Below are 14,660 nucleotides of genomic sequence, written 5' to 3' on the forward strand. Positions count from 1 at the left end.
ACTACCTAAAGATTATTTTATTCTCTATGTGGATATTTTTGGTGATCGTAAAAGTTTACTTCGAAAAGAAATATTTGGATACGAAGAGTGCTATTTTAACGATTGTATTTGCTGTTCCGGTAATCGGGCTTTTATATCTTATTTATACAAACTTATTTTAAGCTCTATTGTTGAGGGTTTCGTAATTAATTCACAACAAAATGGGGATTATGGTCTTTATTTAAAACAGTCATAATAATTTAATTACACATTAGAACGTAACAGAAGTTATCATAAAAAAACCAAAGACCCCCAACACGCTTTGAAAGCTTGTTGAGGGTCTTTGCATGAACAAAATAAACGCATGAACCAGATGTAAAAGATCTAAAGGTACTTGTTCAACGCTCGATACACATCCACAATATCATCGAGTGGGATCCGCACCAAACCGCTTGATGAAGGAGCGACAAATTCAATCGTTCCAGTAACGACGGGATCTTCTTGGACACCCCAACCGATTTTGCGCTTTCGACTATATTCCTTGTAGACGCCTTTGCCGACAAAGCACACGGCATTCGGCTGGTACGCTTCGATTTTCTCGCGCAGCAAGACGGCGCCTTCTGCGTATTCCTCTTTTGAAATATCCGCAGCTTCGCGGGTTGGGCGCTCGACGATATTTGTCAGGCCGAAACCGAGTTCAAGCAATTCCTGGTTTTCGTGCGGCGCGAATTTTCTAGGCGTCAAACCGGCTTCGTGGAGGATTTTCCAAAAACGGTTTGTCGGGTTCGCGTAATGATAGCCGGTTTCAGATGAGCGGATGCTCGGGTTAAAGCCGACAAACAGGATTTTCAATCCCACCTCAAGATGGTCGGGTATGGGTTCTAGGTGCATAATGGTCACTCCTTACTCTAAGAACAGTATAACGAAGTTTCCCTTTTTTATTCATCCATACACATTCGGAGAAGCCAAAGAAAAAACGATTCCCCATGTAACTGGGGGAATCGTTTAATGAAAAAATCAGTATTTGTATGATTGGCCACCGTCGATGTTGATGACCGAAGCGTTGATGAAGCGTGAGCTGTCTGACAGCAGGAATGCGACCAGGTTGCCGACTTCTTCCGGTTTGCCGAAGCGTTTCATCGGGTTGACGCTGACGAACTCTTTGCCGACCGCTTCCCAATCGTCGCCGCCGATTTGCTTAAGCGAACCTTCGACCATTGGCGTCATGATGGCGCCTGGTGCGATGGCGTTGATGCTGATGCCGAACTCGCCGTATTCAACACCCGAGTTGCGGGTCAAGCCGACCACGCCGTGCTTGCTTGCCGCGTAGCCGGATTGGTTGCCGACGCCGCGGATGCCGCCGACTGAAGCGGTGTTGACGATCGAGCCGGAGCCTTGTTCTTTCATGACTTTCAAGACATGTTTCATGCCGTAGAAGACGCCATTCAAGTTGACGCTGATGACTTTTTCGAATTCATCAGAGCCGTAGTTTTCCGTGAGGTTCTGTTTGCCTTCGATGCCGGCGTTGTTGAAGAAACCGTCGATTTTACCGAATGTATCGACTGTGAATTGGACGTAATTTTTCACTTCTTCTTCATTCGTGACGTTTGCCTCGAACAATTCGATCGCCGCTTCAGGAGATGCTTGAAGCACTTCGTTTTTCGTTTCTTCCAGCGATGCTTTGTTCATATCAACAAGCACCAGTTTTGCGCCTTGTTTGGCGATGGATAGCGCTGCTGCGCGCCCAAGTCCTGAACCGCCGCCTGTAATCAATACAACTTTGTCTGTGAAATCGATCATTCTGAATCTCTCCTCTATTTGTTGGTATGCTAAACTGTAAGTAATGTACTTATTAAGTGTAACCGGTTGCAAAAGCAGGCTCAATCAGTAGAAAAACAGCAGTTGTCGAAAAAATCGACAATTCTGCATAAAGTGTCGATTTTTTCATTGGAGGCAGAGGCAATGATGGAAAATAAACGAAAAAACACCCCGCAAAATGAACGGACAAAACATCAATTGAAACAGGCTTTTGTCCATTTGATCAATGAAAAAGGCTTGAGCCATGTGTCTGTCACGGATATTGTGGAACGGGCGCAATACAACCGGGCGACGTTTTACCTGCATTATTTGGACAAACCGGATATCACGGAAGACCTCAAGCGAGAAATGTTCGAGCAGGTGAAGCGGACCGGCATGGAACGCTACCAGCCGGGGAAACGGGTCGATGTCCGGCAGATGGATGCGGAATCGTTCGAGCTCGTGAGTTTCATCTACGACAATCGTTCTTTTTTCAATCTGTATTTGAAGGAAGACACGATTCCAGGGCTGTACCAGGATTTGCCGAAGGCGATTTTCGAAATGCTCGACGAGAATTTCACGTTCAGCGCAATCGGCAGCCACGACATCAATTCGTCCCAGTTTAAGATGTACATGGCCCACGGCACCACGGGCATCATCCTCGACTGGGCACGCAATGGCTACCAGCAGTCGCCGGCGGAAATCACGCAATTGCTGATCGGCATCTTGCAGGCATTTGCCAATGGCTTCACCATTGAGCCAAGTGATTCCCGGGCGTAATAATATTGTGGACTATCAAAAAATCCCCTCCGGCTGCTGAAGCGGGAGGGGATTTTGCGTCAACGCAAGTCGACGTGGATAATGGTTGCTTCAATCGGTACGCCGTCATCTTCGGCATGTTCGATGCGCTTGATCAACGGCTCGATTCGGATGGAAGAAGCTTGCGGATCCAGAGTTTCGAACGTGAACTGTAATTGAGATTCATTGCCCGTGCCGAAATGCATCGGATAGATATTGCCCAGATCGTCCACAAGCTGCCAATCGGTGATGTACCGGTCTTCATCAATGTCTTTTTTGTGCATCGCCAGCACCGTTGATAACTTGGTCAGGCGCAGTTCGTCCAGCTTATACGAGCCGCCTTCAAAATCGACGGTTTGATTGACTGGAACTTTTACGCTGTTGAGGGCATTCAAGTTGAAAGTGAATTCCCAGTCGCCTTCGACTTTTGCGCCGGTTTCCATATCGGTGAACGATTCGGGCGCCCACTTAAGCTTGATGGTTTGCGGCGCTTTCCACAGGAAATTCGGGGCCATGGTCAGCATGCCAGCATACGTCGTATCGTTCACTTTGTTCATCGAAGTGACAGAGCCGGAACCGCGTGTCCAAGGTGCTTCCAGCAATCCATCTGCATTCGGGAACTCGCCAAGATCGGTTGTTGTCTGCAAAGCGAAAGCGACTGTCACCGAGGTGCCGTCGTAAACCGCTTCTTCAATGGTTATTGTGGCACCATTGCTCGTTTCTTCCAAGCCAATCGGCTGCGCCACTTCGCTGAAATGGTTGAAAATGAGTTCGTCGCCGTCGAAATAGGAAACGATGTCTTGCAGAATCGGAATTTGAGATGCCAGGGAAGGGAACGCGGCGAAGGCAGTGGTAGAAACAGCGACGGCAATACCTGCGGCAAGCGCCACGTTTTTCAGCCAAGGCGATTTGCGGCGCTGTCCAAGAATGCGCTTTTTCAGTTGTTTCTTTTCAAATTCCGACACATCCGCCTCCGGGATGTCTTCAATATTCGTTGTCAGCCACTTGTTTAAATCGCTCATGTAAACCGCTCCTTTCCGCCAAATAAGGCCGCTAATTTCCGTTTCCCGCGGTACAGCCGGTTATCGACCGCGGATACGGTGATGCCGAGGGATTCGGCAATTTCTGCGTTCGGCAAACCGAGGAAGTATTTCATCAAGAACAAATCGCGGTCCGCTTCCGGTAAACTATGGAGCCCAGCCAGCACTTCATCCCGCGCTTCTTTATCAAGCACCATTTCTTCTGTGTTATTGGAAATGCCTGCAGTCCGCACATCATCAGTGACCGACTCGCGTTCCAGCCTCTTCATGTGCCGTCTGTAGCTGTCGATTGCTTTGTATTTCGCCACCATGCCGGCCCATTTCCGGAAATCGCCGGCATCGCCGTCAAATTGCTTCGCCCGCTGCCAAATGGTCATGAACACATCGTTCAGGCATTCTTCCGCAGCTTGGCGGCCACAGCTCTTCAAAAGGATGTGCTGGCAAATCCCTTTCAAAAACGGCATGTATGTATCGATCATGTAGTTGAGCGCCGCTTCGTCTTGCCGCTTCAATCGAGCGATGAAATCCTCCACCGGAACCCCTCCTTTCCTTTGTTACTGTATACAACGATAGGGGCGAATAAAATCTCGCGCACTCTATATAAATTTTAACAAGTACTGTTTCGGCGTTAACATGAACGAATCTCGTGTCAACATGAATTGTTTTCACTTTAACATGAACTCATCCAACGTTAACATGAACTGCCAGAAAATTAACCGGCACTAGCAAAATAAGCATCGTCCAAAGTTCAAAAGCACAATATGAAAAGCCTTTCGCTGCAGCGAAAGCTCCCGCAATCGTAAAAGAAGGCATTCCGACAAGGCGGAATGCCGATTGCTGTTTAACCAATTCGCTGGTCGAATGTCAGCTCGCGATATTCAAAGCGTCCAACAATCTGTAGAATGGAAACAAAGCAAACTGGACAACGAAAGGGGCACGACCTTATGACGCGAAAATTCCCGTTTTCAAAAGATATCAGCCTGGCCTTCAAAAACGATCCGCCGGGCCAGTGGCTGCTGGCATTGCCTGAAGGCTGCATCCGATTGAGCTCGGGCTATCCGGAGCCGGTACTAGTCCCAGCCGAAGCCATCAAATCGGCGACGATCCGGCTGCTCGATGAAGAACAGGACCTGCCGCTGCAATACATCGGCAGTCCGCGGATTCCACAATTGAAAGAAGCCATCCGCCAGCGGATGGCAAAGCGCGGCGTGGAGCTGATGGACGAGGAGCTGCTTGTGACTTCAGGGGCGTGCCAGGCGATCGACCTCATTTCGCGCGTCTTGCTGGACGATAAGGCAGTCGTTGCACTCGAGTCGCCGACCTATATGGAAGCGCTGGAGGTGTTCCGGAATTACACGGAGCATTTCATGAACATCCCCGTTGACGCGAAGGGCATGGATACCGACAGATTTGCTGAAATGCTGGCGAACCGCAAACGCGAGGGGCTTACGCTGCCGCGCATCTTCTACACGATTCCGACCTCGCAGAATCCGACAGGCACGACATTGACGCCTGAACGCCGGGAGCATCTGCTTGTGCTTGCCGAAGAATTCGATTTTCTTATCTTAGAGGACGATGCATACGGCGAACTGGCTTTTGCCGAAGCACCCAAGCTGCTGAAAGCGATGGACGGCGGCAATAACCGTGTCATCCACATCGGATCGCTGTCAAAAGTTGTCGCGCCGGGCATGCGCATTGGCTGGGTGGCGGGCGGCGCGGAGTTGGTCAGTACCTTAGGATGGTTCAAGAAAGACCTGAACCATCCATTCGCGCAGTCGGTCATGGCGTCATTCTTGGAAGCCACGGATTTCGACGCGCATTTGGCGTCGTTGACAAACGCCTATCGAGCGAAAAGCATGGCTATGCTCCAGGCGCTTGAGCAATTCATGCCGCCGTCAGTGACATGGTACGCACCCGAAGGCGGCTACTTCATGTGGCTGCAGCTGCCGGGCATTGATACAGCGGACATGCTGCCGCAGGCATTGGCTGCCGGCGTATCATACGTTCCGGGCAAGCATTTCCATTTGGACCAGGAGCACTGCGAATACTTGCGGCTGTCATTCAGCTACGCCGACGCGGAAGCGATTGTCGAAGGGGTGCGCAAATTGGCGGAAGTGGTCGGCGCAAACTTGCCGCAGGACGAGCCACAAGGCGAATAAAACCTGAATGCACAAAAGAGAGCCATCCTCGAGGGATCGCTCTCTTTTTTCATTTTTTCATTTCCTTATGGGTGAACGGGCATTTGCCTTGGATCGGCTCGCTGTCGTCGCCGATGAAGAATTGCTTCCATTCGTTATGCGTCGGGTCGCCGAAATGGCTGATGTCCGGATGCGTCGGCAGATGGTCCCACGCTTCAACGCGTGCACGGACTTTCTCGCGTGACATGACGCCGCCTTTTTCCGTCCCTTTCAGGCCTTCGAAGATGCGGCGCGGCTGGAAGCCCAGCACCATGGCATTGCCAAGGTGGCGGGTCTTGCGCTGCTTATAGGCAGGAGTGTTGCCGAAGACGAAAATCGGTTCGCCGTCGAACGTGAAGTCCCATAAATAATGGTCCGGGTCGCGCGGCGCCTCGAGCGGCCATTCGGTTTTGTCGACATCGTGCATATACTGCAGCAGCTCCCAGAACTGCTTGCGGTAATCTTCGATCGAGCCTTCGGTTTCAAACGGCTCAACAAAGACGAACAGGCCGTGGCGTTTGTGTTTCGGATCATCGAACAATTCCAGGAAACTGGACACCGCTGCCGGCAAATTGCTCCAATCATCCTGCGTCACATACGCGTAGCGCAGTTCGCCTTTCAATTCGCCGCTCATCCCGAAATAGCAGGGGAAGGTCTTGTCGGTGACCGTGTTGTGGAAAGTCTGGTATTCGTTCAACAGCCATTCCGGCAAATCGGTACGGGTTTGGAAATCCTCTTTTGTCAATAAAGCATGCGTCGTCAAGTTCACTGAAATTCCTCCAATTAAGTAAATAACTCTCTCTAAGGGAATTTCCCTGTCGGCGCATAGATGAAACTAGGGCAATCGCTTTATTTGATCAAATGGTGTGATTGCTTATTCTACTACGTACTCATTCTCTGCTGGATAAGCGGGTCCTTGCTGCGGTGTGAACCAGGCTTCGATTTTATAGGTGCCGGGCTCAAGCTCAAGCGGCGGGACCTCCAGCTCATAGACCAGTTCACCGCCGGCTGGGGCTGTTTCCTCACCGAGCACCTGGGCATATGCGCTGACTGAAGAATGCAGGAATACCTGTTCATCCGCTTCGTTATAAAGCGCGAAATCGAAGCGCTGGCTGCTTGTAAAGTTGAACGTCACTGCTTCATTTGTGCCGTTTTTGAGGGTATAGCGGTAGCCAAGATCTGATTTTACGAGTGTTGCGGCCATTTCGCCTTCATTGCCTCCTTCTGATTTTTCTCCATTTGTGCCTTCTTCTGGTGTGCCGCAAGCGCCAAGCAAAAGTGCCAGCACGGCGAGCAATAAAATTGTCCATGTCCGCATGGTTTTCTCTCCTTATAAAGCGATTTACAAGTTAGACCGTTGAATGTGGATAAAAGTTACAATGCCATGAAGAAACAGCAAATTACCATTGAAGCGGCTGCTGCATTATACTAATCTTACCTATTGAAGGAGGCAGACACTATGCCCACAATTGCAAGAGATTTTAAAGATGCATTGATATCGAAGATGAAATGCTTATCCACCAGTTCGCTGTATTTGCTGAAGTACATGGCGATTGTCCTCGTGCCGCTGTACATCATTTATTTGTTCACCAAGTAATAGTAAGACAGAAAAGACGATTCCGCACAAAGCGGAATCGCCTTTTTTTAATGAATGCGCAGCTTAAGTAATCGACGCTTCGTAAATTGTCTGGATGGAATCCGCGATGGATGCGTTGAATTCTTCTTCGGATTGGCTGGCGCTGACGCCTTCGGATAAGCCGCGGGAGAAACTGGCAATCAGGCCATTATTAGCGGCCAATTTTTCGTTGGCTTCTTTGCGCGGATAGCCGCCGGACAGCGCAACCACACGGATGACGCGCGGATGGTCAATCAATTCCTTATAGAAGTTATTGACGGTTGGGATCGTCAGTTTCAACATGACGTTTTCATCCTCGCCCAGGGAATCGAGCAGATTCAGCAGTTCCTGCTTCAACAACTCTTCGGATTTTTCTTTGTCTTGGCTGTGGATATCGACTTCCGGCTCGATGATCGGCACCAGTCCGGCAGCCATAATTTGCTTGGCCACTTCGAATTGCTGCTCGACGACTTTGCGGATGCCCGCTGGATTCGGCTCTTTGATGACCGAGCGCATCTTCGTGCCGAAAATATGGCGTTCGTTTGCCCGCTTCAGCAAGTCATCAAGATTCGGCATCTCTTTCATCAATTGAACGCCGTCCATTTCGTCTGCGAGGCCTTTGTCGACTTTCAGGAACGGCACAACGCCTTTTTCTTCCCATAAATAATCCGCCGTATATTTGCCTTCGACTTCTCGGTCCATGGTCTGTTCGAACAGGATCGCACCCAGAATCGAGTCGGAATTGAAGGAAGGGGCGGTCATGACACGCGTCCGCATTTCATGGATCAAGTCGTACATTTCATCTTCATTTGAATATTGGTCTTCTGAAACTCCGTAAAGCTTCAGCGCTTTTGGTGTACTCCCGCCGCTTTGGTCGAGTGCAGCCACAAAGCCTTTGCCATTTTTCACACGTTCGAATTGTTCTTGATTCATCATCCCAGCTCCTTAGATAAATTTTATCGTGAAAATTTAAACTAACAGAAAGCCTTTCATTGAATAGTTTAACAATTAATAATGGATTATTCAAAATAATTCTGAAAGCTATTACTTTTTCATTGAAAGGGCGGATAAGCGGTTAGTTAAAAATTGAACGTCACGCCTGTCAATTGTTCAGAGACGTTCCAGAGTTTAAGTGAAACGGCTTTGTTGGACGTGGCCGGATGAGGCGTGTCGATTGCCGGATATCCTTTGCGCTGGCCTTTGCCGTCGGGGCCGATGTATTCGCCGCCTTTCAGGGAAGGGGACGTGGCAGCAAAAATTGTCGGCAATGCGCCCATGTCGGCAGGCTGAAGGAATTTATACAAAATCCCTTTCATGAAGTTCGGCGCATCTTTGCCGCCGAACTTGAACAGATTGGTAGCGGAAATTCCTGGATGGCAAGCGATGCTCATTGTCGATTGGCCATGCTGCTTCAAGCGTTCATCGAGTTCTTGCGCAAACATCAGATTGGCAAGCTTGCTTTGTCCGTAAAATTTCATTGCCTTATAGCCGCTTGTGCCGTCGAGGTTGTCGAAGAAGATATCTGCTCCTTTATGCGCGAGGCTGCTGACGGTGACCACACGTGAATCGGGAGTAGCCGAAAGGAGCGGCAGCAAATGTCCGGTCAATGCGAAATGCCCCAAGTGGTTGCTGCCGAATTGGAGCTCGAAGCCGTCTTTCGTTTTGGCATAAGGCGGCGTCATGACGCCTGCGTTATTGATCAACAGGTCGAGCGAAGGGAATTTGTCCTGAAAGCGTTCCGCGAAAAAGCGGATGCTGTCGAGGTCTGCCAGGTCGAGTTCCATGACTTCAACCTCCGCATGGGGATGGTCCTTTTTGATCAAATCGCGTGCCGCATAACCTTTTTCTATATTGCGTACCGCCATGACGACTCGGGCACCCTGTTCGGCAAAGGTGGTTGCCGTTTCGAGGCCGATACCGCTATTGGCACCGGTGATGATGGACGTCTTTCCGTACAATGAATGTTGTTCCATGATTTCAACTCCTGAAAGGGTAGATTGATTTCCTTAAACGTATCATTAGTTTCAGGCAGGAACAAACAGAACGGCTTTTGTTTAAACTTCGCGATTCTGCTAGGGCGCAAAAAAGCTGCCGTAAAATTTAAGGCAGCTCTTTTTCGAGATGGATCCATTTTATTTCGTAAAATCAAACTTTACGCCAGTCAATTGTTCAGACACGTCCCATAGCTTGCGGGCAACTGCTTCATCCAACGCGGAAGGGTGGGGAAGTTCCAAGGCAGGGAAACCTTTTTTTGCGCCTTTGCCATCAGGTCCGATGTATTCGCCGCCGGTCAATCCTTCGTCCGTGGCTGCATGGACAGTCGCGAGCGCTCCCATGTGCGGCGGCTGCAAGAAGCGGTTGGCGTAATTGCGCAGCGCTTTCGGCGCATCCCATTTGCCAACCTTGAAGATGTTCGTTGCCGAAATACCCGGATGGCAAGCGACGCTGATGGTTTGGAAGCCGTTGCGCTTGAGGCGCCTATCCAGTTCCATCGCAAAAAGCATATTGGCAAGCTTGCTTTGGTTATAGAACTTTTTCGCTTTATAGCCTTTTGAGCCATCAAGGTTGTCGAAGTCGATTGAGCCACGGTTGTGGGCGAGGCTGCCGATGGTGACGATGCGCGAGCCAGGTGTTTTCTCAAGGAGCGGCAGCAAATGGCCGGCCAGAGCGAAATGGCCAAGGTGGTTTCCGCCGAACTGCAGCTCGAAGCCGTCTTTTGTTTTGGAATAAGGCGGCATCATGACGCCCGCGTTATTGATCAGCAAGTCGAGCGAAAGGAGCCGGCTCTTGATTTGTTCGCTGAAAAAGCGGATGTTTTCCAAGTCTGCGACATCCAGAGGCATCACTTCGATTTCCGCATGGGTCGTTTCGGCAATGATCGCCCTTCTGGCCTTCAAGCCTTTTTCCATGTTGCGCACCGCTAATATGACGTGTGCGCCGCTTCCGGCCAACTCTTTGGCAGCTTCAAAGCCGATTCCGCTATTTGCGCCGGTGATGATGGCGGTTTTTCCATTCAAACTTTTCTGTCTCAAAAAAATCAGCTCCCGGTTCTCTAAATTCAGCGTACTGCTCGTTCTAACGTATCACGTCAGCCAAGCCGGAACAATGAAGAAAAGAAGTGGGCTTTTCAAAGCTATTAGGAACTGCGTTAGGCGAATGTGGAAACATAGAAAAAGGGCTATCCCGAAAAGCCATTGTCCATGACTTTGGGAAAGCCCCGTTATTCAGTGGCGGTCACCTTTAATCCATTTGCCTTTGCTTACTTCGACGTCAATCACTTTTCTGTTGTAAGTTGTTTTATAATTTTTATTCTCAACGTGTGTTTCTTTCACGACTCTGCGTTGAGTTTTTCCAAACTCTTTGTCGCGGTAAACTTCAGTGTCTTTATAGAAAACTTTGCCGCCGCTGCCTGGTTTGCCGTAATGTTTGATCGTAGTGACAGTCGTTTTCGTAATTGTCACTGGTGTTGTGAAAATTTTGATGGTGTCATAACGTGTGACTTCATCCCAAGTGACGCGTTTAATCACTTTGTACGTTGTGCTGGTTTTCACTTCGCGATACCAGTCTTGTTGAGGATGGTGTTCTTTAGTCACTTTGACATCGACTTCGTTATAAGTGGATTTTTCGGATTTTTTCTCGGTTACATATTCAGAAGATTTTTCGCGTTTGACCACTTTGTCATGCGTCACTTCTTTATGCGTTTTTACAATTGTCGTGACGCCATCGCGATAGGTGACTTTTTCAGAATCATCTCCCCGATGATCGTCATGTGCAAATGATACAGAAGTGAATCCGAATGCTAGTAAAAGGGTAATCAATATCATAGCAAACTTCTTCATTTTCTATTTCTCCTTTAAAAGCAGATTTTTATTAGCTGAGCAAAGAACTTTAAAACGGGCCAGAGTATCTAGACGTCGACCGCTACTCAAAAATCCACTCATTTTTCTTCATATGCGCCTCCTTGTGTATGTAACTCCATGTAAATAGTATAGTACAAATATCAAAAAAATACTATAATTTAGAATGTTAAATCATTTTAATTTCAATAAAAATAATTGGTTGCGTGAGATGGAAAAAGGAACAGGCCTCTGAAAAGGTCCATTCCTTTTTTGTTGGTTAATGGTGATCGTGATGATCGCGGTCATCACGGTCGTCCCAGTCGTGATAGCGTTTTCCGTATTTGTGGAAATGATAATAAGATTTTCCGTGTTTCGTGTAATGTTTGTGGTAATATCCGTGTTTTTTATGGTTTTTGAATTTTTTATGCTTTTTGTATTTCTTTTTATCGTCGTCATCTCTATTGTACTTTTTGTCGTCTTTATCTTTATCGTAGTCATGATGGTATCCGTCTCTGTCGTGGTCATGGTCTCCACCGCTGGCTAAAGCGGTTGATGAGAAGCCGAATGCCAAGAGCACGGCCATCAAAATCATAAGATATTTCTTCATAAGTTGATCTCTCCATTCCATTTGGATTATTGTCCATTGTCTAGGTTGTCTGCTCCATAGAGACTGGATTTTTCATCTGCATGTACTTTTGAGAAAGGACCCCTTTCAGTGTCATTGTATAAAGCAGCTGCAACGTTTATATTGGAATTTCTCTCGTGATTCTCGCTAAAAGCGCTGAAAGAAAACAATAGTCCGAGACAGCATAACCAAAAATTAGATTAAATTTTAAAAAATGTAAAATGATATAAATATGATATCAACTGTTGTGAGTATACATCCTAAATCAAAAAAATACTACAGTTTTTTGAATATTTAAATAAATATAAACAATTTGACTCACAGGCATAGTATAATGGAAGTGAAAATACATAGCCGCTCTTAAATCCAATCGAAAGAAGGTATTGGAATGGAGCAAAGAATCCAGAAAATCGTAGCCAATCTATGGTTTGAGAAAGTGGCGGAGGAAGCGGCCCGCTATTATGTATCTATTTTCAAAAACGCGAGCATCGGACGTATCCTTTATTATTCACAAGAAGGATTTGAAATCCATCACATGGCAGAAGGCACCGTCTTGACCGTTGAATTCACCTTGGAAGGCCAGAAATTCCTTGCGCTCAATGGCGATTCTGCATTCAAATTCACTGAAGCGGTGTCGTTCATCATCAATTGTGAATCACAGGAGGAAATCGACTATTACTGGAACAGGTTGACTGTAGGGGGAGACGAAGAAGCGCAGAATTGCGGCTGGCTGAAAGACAAATTCGGCGTTTCCTGGCAGGTATCGCCAGTCCAATTGGATGACATGCTTGCAGACTCGGACCCTGAGCGGGTAAAGCGGGTCACAAAGGTGATGCTGGAGATGAAGAAGCTGGACTTGGCGGAATTGCAGAAAGCATTTGAAGGATGAAGGGTAAATAGGAGCGGCTATTTTTAGTCAGGTTGAACTGCAGCCGGTAAAATGGAATCCGTTGTTAACAGGAGTGATTTCCGTGGCAAAGAAAATACTGATTTTTGGCGTTGGCCCTTTCGGCAGCTTGTTTGCGGAAAGGTTGAAGGAAGCCGGGCACGATATCGCCGTGCTTGACCACGGCGAACGGCAAGAAGACTTGAAACGCTTCGGCATCGTAATCGAAAATACGGCAACAGGGGAAACTACGGTTACACAAGTGCCGGTTGTCGACAGCTTCGATCCGGAAGCGTATTACGACCTTGTCATCGTACCGATGCGGAAAAACAAAGTGATTGAAATTCTGCCAACCCTCGCGGCGAATAAAAAAGTGCCTACTTTCCTGTTCATGATGAATAATGCAGAAGGGCAAGATCGGCTGGTTCGTGCATTGGGGCAAGAGCGCGTAGTTTCCGGTTTTCCATTTCCAGGAGGCTATCGGCAAGGGCATACCATCCGTATGCTGCCGGTCGACGAACATCACAAGTGGACCTTGCCAATCGGCGAAGTCGATGGGCGTACCATTCCAAGAACACTTGAAGTCAAGGCAGTTCTGGAATCGATGCGCGGCTTTAAAGTGGAGATCCGGGATGATATTGACGACTGGCTGAAAACGCATGTCGCGCTTCTTGTGCCGACGCTGGCGCAAGCCGTCTACGCATGCGACACCGATTTGGAGCGCTTTGCAGCGACGCGTGATGCCCGCGTATTGTGCATCCGAGCGCTGAGGGAATCGTTCGGGGCATTGCGTAAAGCAGGAGTGGAGATTACGCCGCCGGGCTTGCGTGCATTTGAGATGATTCCAGAACCGCTGCTTGTGCTGATGCTCGCAAAACTGGCACGGAGCGAAACCTTCGAAAACAGTTTGGGACACTTGAAATCCGTGCCGGACGAAGTAAAGCAGCTGACTGACGAATTTTACGAATTGATCGAACCGGCCGGCTTGGAGACGCCTGCGCTGGATATACTGTCCCGATACAGTTATACGGACAAAGCTCCGTTGCCTTACGGCTTGAAAGAATACCCTCTCCAATGGAAAGGGGTATACGCCATTGCATTCGGAGCCGTTGCAGCAGCCGGTATTTACAAAGCGATGAAAAAATAAATAAGCCCGCTTTCAAGGACACAGGTCCGGGAAGCGGGCTTATTTTAGCTGAATGCGGAAATCCAGAAGAAGTGATGTTGATGTCAAATAAGTATTTTAAATAAAACTAATAAGAAATCTTTTAGAGTGTGCAGCGATTTAATGGCCAAGAAAAAACTGAACTCTTTAGAGAGAGCTCAGTTTTTTCTTTTCTTGTTAACTTGCATTAATGGCGGTCATAGTGCCGCTTTTTGTCGAAGAAATAATGGAATTTGCCGTGTTTGTAAGTGTATTTCCCTAGTTTATGGAAATGGTCACGGTGTTTGTAATAGAATTTGCCGTCTTTGTGATAGTATTTGCCATGTTTGAAGTAGCCTTTGTGATGGTGTTTGTATTTGTCTTTGTCGTGATAGCGTTTTTTGTCTTTACCGTCATCATCGTGATGGCGTTTTCTGTCTTTATCGTCATCGTCATCATCGTCATCATGGTGTTTTCTATTATCATCGCGGTCTCTGTATTTATCTTTGTCATGGTAACCGTCTTTATGGCCGTCGTCATGGTCTCCGCCTGCTAAAACTGTTGAAGAAGCACCAAAGATCAAGAAAAGAGCCATTAAGATTGTAAAATATTTCTTCATATTCTCTCTCTCCATTCCATAATTAGATTTGGTTTTATCCTCTAGGCTTAAGTGGCACAGAGTCTTAAACTTTCATCATTATGCACTTTGAGGGAATAAGACCTCCTTTAAACATTGTTTAAATAATAACTCATCGGTGTG

At 47.7% G+C, this 14,660-nt stretch carries 17 protein-coding genes; 5 read left to right on the forward strand and 12 right to left on the reverse strand.

Going from position 1 to position 14,660, the window contains the following annotated elements; translation table 11 throughout:
* Window positions 1-363: 363 nt before the first annotated feature.
* Window positions 364-870 (reverse strand): G/U mismatch-specific DNA glycosylase, encoded by a 507-nt coding sequence (mug, locus tag EGV91_RS09445; protein ID WP_135503001.1) that lies wholly within the window; start codon window positions 868-870, stop codon window positions 364-366.
* Between the two features lie 126 nt (window positions 871-996).
* Entirely contained in the window at window positions 997-1,779 is a 783-nt protein-coding gene (locus tag EGV91_RS09450; protein ID WP_135503004.1) for an SDR family oxidoreductase, read from the reverse strand.
* 162 nt (window positions 1,780-1,941) lie between these two features.
* Between EGV91_RS09450 and EGV91_RS09455 the strand changes: the two genes are divergently transcribed.
* The gene (locus EGV91_RS09455) at window positions 1,942-2,556 is read left to right on the forward strand and encodes a TetR/AcrR family transcriptional regulator (protein WP_135503006.1); all 615 of its coding nucleotides are present in this window, start codon (window positions 1,942-1,944) and stop codon (window positions 2,554-2,556) included.
* 59 nt (window positions 2,557-2,615) lie between these two features.
* On the opposite strand, the gene EGV91_RS09460 is transcribed toward EGV91_RS09455, so the two are convergent.
* Window positions 2,616-3,596, reverse strand: a complete 981-nt coding sequence (locus EGV91_RS09460; protein WP_135503009.1) for a DUF4179 domain-containing protein — start codon at window positions 3,594-3,596, stop codon at window positions 2,616-2,618.
* Entirely contained in the window at window positions 3,593-4,147 is a 555-nt protein-coding gene (locus EGV91_RS09465) for a sigma-70 family RNA polymerase sigma factor (protein ID WP_135503011.1), read from the reverse strand. The genes EGV91_RS09460 and EGV91_RS09465 overlap by 4 nt, the downstream gene beginning before the upstream one ends.
* 411 nt (window positions 4,148-4,558) lie before the next feature.
* Here EGV91_RS09465 and EGV91_RS09470 point away from each other — a divergent pair, with 411 nt between their 5' ends.
* Window positions 4,559-5,773 carry an aminotransferase-like domain-containing protein gene (locus tag EGV91_RS09470; RefSeq protein ID WP_135503014.1) on the forward strand — a complete coding sequence of 405 codons (1,215 nt, stop codon included), beginning with the start codon at window positions 4,559-4,561 and terminating at the stop codon, window positions 5,771-5,773.
* A gap of 49 nt (window positions 5,774-5,822) precedes the next feature.
* Here EGV91_RS09470 and EGV91_RS09475 read toward each other — a convergent pair whose 3' ends face one another.
* Together EGV91_RS09475 and EGV91_RS09480 are read right to left on the reverse strand one after the other, a co-directional pair.
* Window positions 5,823-6,560 carry a YqcI/YcgG family protein gene (locus EGV91_RS09475; protein ID WP_135503016.1) on the reverse strand — a complete coding sequence of 246 codons (738 nt, stop codon included), beginning with the start codon at window positions 6,558-6,560 and terminating at the stop codon, window positions 5,823-5,825.
* Window positions 6,561-6,665: 105 nt separating this feature from the next.
* Window positions 6,666-7,109: a BsuPI-related putative proteinase inhibitor gene (locus EGV91_RS09480; RefSeq protein ID WP_135503019.1), complete on the reverse strand. Its 444-nt coding sequence runs from the start codon at window positions 7,107-7,109 to the stop codon at window positions 6,666-6,668.
* A gap of 141 nt (window positions 7,110-7,250) precedes the next feature.
* Here EGV91_RS09480 and EGV91_RS17225 point away from each other — a divergent pair, with 141 nt between their 5' ends.
* Complete coding sequence (locus EGV91_RS17225; RefSeq protein WP_175580292.1) at window positions 7,251-7,388, forward strand: hypothetical protein; 138 nt, start codon at window positions 7,251-7,253, stop codon at window positions 7,386-7,388.
* A 63-nt stretch (window positions 7,389-7,451) separates the two neighbouring features.
* Here EGV91_RS17225 and EGV91_RS09485 read toward each other — a convergent pair whose 3' ends face one another.
* The 5 genes from EGV91_RS09485 to EGV91_RS09505 form a co-directional block, all read right to left on the reverse strand.
* The gene (locus EGV91_RS09485; protein WP_135503160.1) at window positions 7,452-8,339 is read right to left on the reverse strand and encodes a fructose bisphosphate aldolase; all 888 of its coding nucleotides are present in this window, start codon (window positions 8,337-8,339) and stop codon (window positions 7,452-7,454) included.
* 146 nt (window positions 8,340-8,485) lie between these two features.
* The gene (locus EGV91_RS09490; protein ID WP_135503021.1) at window positions 8,486-9,379 is read right to left on the reverse strand and encodes an oxidoreductase; all 894 of its coding nucleotides are present in this window, start codon (window positions 9,377-9,379) and stop codon (window positions 8,486-8,488) included.
* Window positions 9,380-9,538: 159 nt separating this feature from the next.
* Complete coding sequence (locus EGV91_RS09495; protein WP_175580293.1) at window positions 9,539-10,438, reverse strand: oxidoreductase; 900 nt, start codon at window positions 10,436-10,438, stop codon at window positions 9,539-9,541.
* Window positions 10,439-10,630: 192 nt separating this feature from the next.
* A complete protein-coding gene (locus EGV91_RS09500) occupies window positions 10,631-11,245 on the reverse strand; it encodes a hypothetical protein (protein WP_135503027.1) in 615 nt (204 codons plus the stop codon).
* Window positions 11,246-11,522: 277 nt separating this feature from the next.
* Complete coding sequence (locus EGV91_RS09505; RefSeq protein ID WP_135503029.1) at window positions 11,523-11,852, reverse strand: hypothetical protein; 330 nt, start codon at window positions 11,850-11,852, stop codon at window positions 11,523-11,525.
* 406 nt (window positions 11,853-12,258) lie between these two features.
* Between EGV91_RS09505 and EGV91_RS09510 the strand changes: the two genes are divergently transcribed.
* Window positions 12,259-12,759 carry a VOC family protein gene (locus EGV91_RS09510; protein ID WP_135503032.1) on the forward strand — a complete coding sequence of 167 codons (501 nt, stop codon included), beginning with the start codon at window positions 12,259-12,261 and terminating at the stop codon, window positions 12,757-12,759.
* Window positions 12,760-12,841: 82 nt separating this feature from the next.
* The gene (locus tag EGV91_RS09515) at window positions 12,842-13,903 is read left to right on the forward strand and encodes a ketopantoate reductase family protein (protein ID WP_158290598.1); all 1,062 of its coding nucleotides are present in this window, start codon (window positions 12,842-12,844) and stop codon (window positions 13,901-13,903) included.
* Between the two features lie 205 nt (window positions 13,904-14,108).
* Here EGV91_RS09515 and EGV91_RS09520 read toward each other — a convergent pair whose 3' ends face one another.
* The gene (locus EGV91_RS09520; RefSeq protein WP_135503037.1) at window positions 14,109-14,519 is read right to left on the reverse strand and encodes a hypothetical protein; all 411 of its coding nucleotides are present in this window, start codon (window positions 14,517-14,519) and stop codon (window positions 14,109-14,111) included.
* Window positions 14,520-14,660 lie beyond the last annotated feature (141 nt).

Source organism: Planococcus koreensis, from assembly GCF_004761975.1.
GTDB lineage: Bacteria > Bacillota > Bacilli > Bacillales_A > Planococcaceae > Planococcus > Planococcus koreensis.

Coding starts and splice junctions, on each gene's coding strand:
- mug (WP_135503001.1), bottom strand. CDS start 870: ATGCACCTAGAACCCATACCCGACCATCTTGAGGTGGGATTGAAAATC.
- EGV91_RS09450 (WP_135503004.1), bottom strand. CDS start 1,779: ATGATCGATTTCACAGACAAAGTTGTATTGATTACAGGCGGCGGTTCA.
- EGV91_RS09455 (WP_135503006.1), top strand. CDS start 1,942: ATGATGGAAAATAAACGAAAAAACACCCCGCAAAATGAACGGACAAAA.
- EGV91_RS09460 (WP_135503009.1), bottom strand. CDS start 3,596: ATGAGCGATTTAAACAAGTGGCTGACAACGAATATTGAAGACATCCCG.
- EGV91_RS09470 (WP_135503014.1), top strand. CDS start 4,559: ATGACGCGAAAATTCCCGTTTTCAAAAGATATCAGCCTGGCCTTCAAA.
- EGV91_RS09480 (WP_135503019.1), bottom strand. CDS start 7,109: ATGCGGACATGGACAATTTTATTGCTCGCCGTGCTGGCACTTTTGCTT.
- EGV91_RS17225 (WP_175580292.1), top strand. CDS start 7,251: ATGCCCACAATTGCAAGAGATTTTAAAGATGCATTGATATCGAAGATG.
- EGV91_RS09485 (WP_135503160.1), bottom strand. CDS start 8,339: ATGAATCAAGAACAATTCGAACGTGTGAAAAATGGCAAAGGCTTTGTG.
- EGV91_RS09490 (WP_135503021.1), bottom strand. CDS start 9,379: ATGGAACAACATTCATTGTACGGAAAGACGTCCATCATCACCGGTGCC.
- EGV91_RS09500 (WP_135503027.1), bottom strand. CDS start 11,245: ATGAAGAAGTTTGCTATGATATTGATTACCCTTTTACTAGCATTCGGA.
- EGV91_RS09505 (WP_135503029.1), bottom strand. CDS start 11,852: ATGAAGAAATATCTTATGATTTTGATGGCCGTGCTCTTGGCATTCGGC.
- EGV91_RS09510 (WP_135503032.1), top strand. CDS start 12,259: ATGGAGCAAAGAATCCAGAAAATCGTAGCCAATCTATGGTTTGAGAAA.
- EGV91_RS09520 (WP_135503037.1), bottom strand. CDS start 14,519: ATGAAGAAATATTTTACAATCTTAATGGCTCTTTTCTTGATCTTTGGT.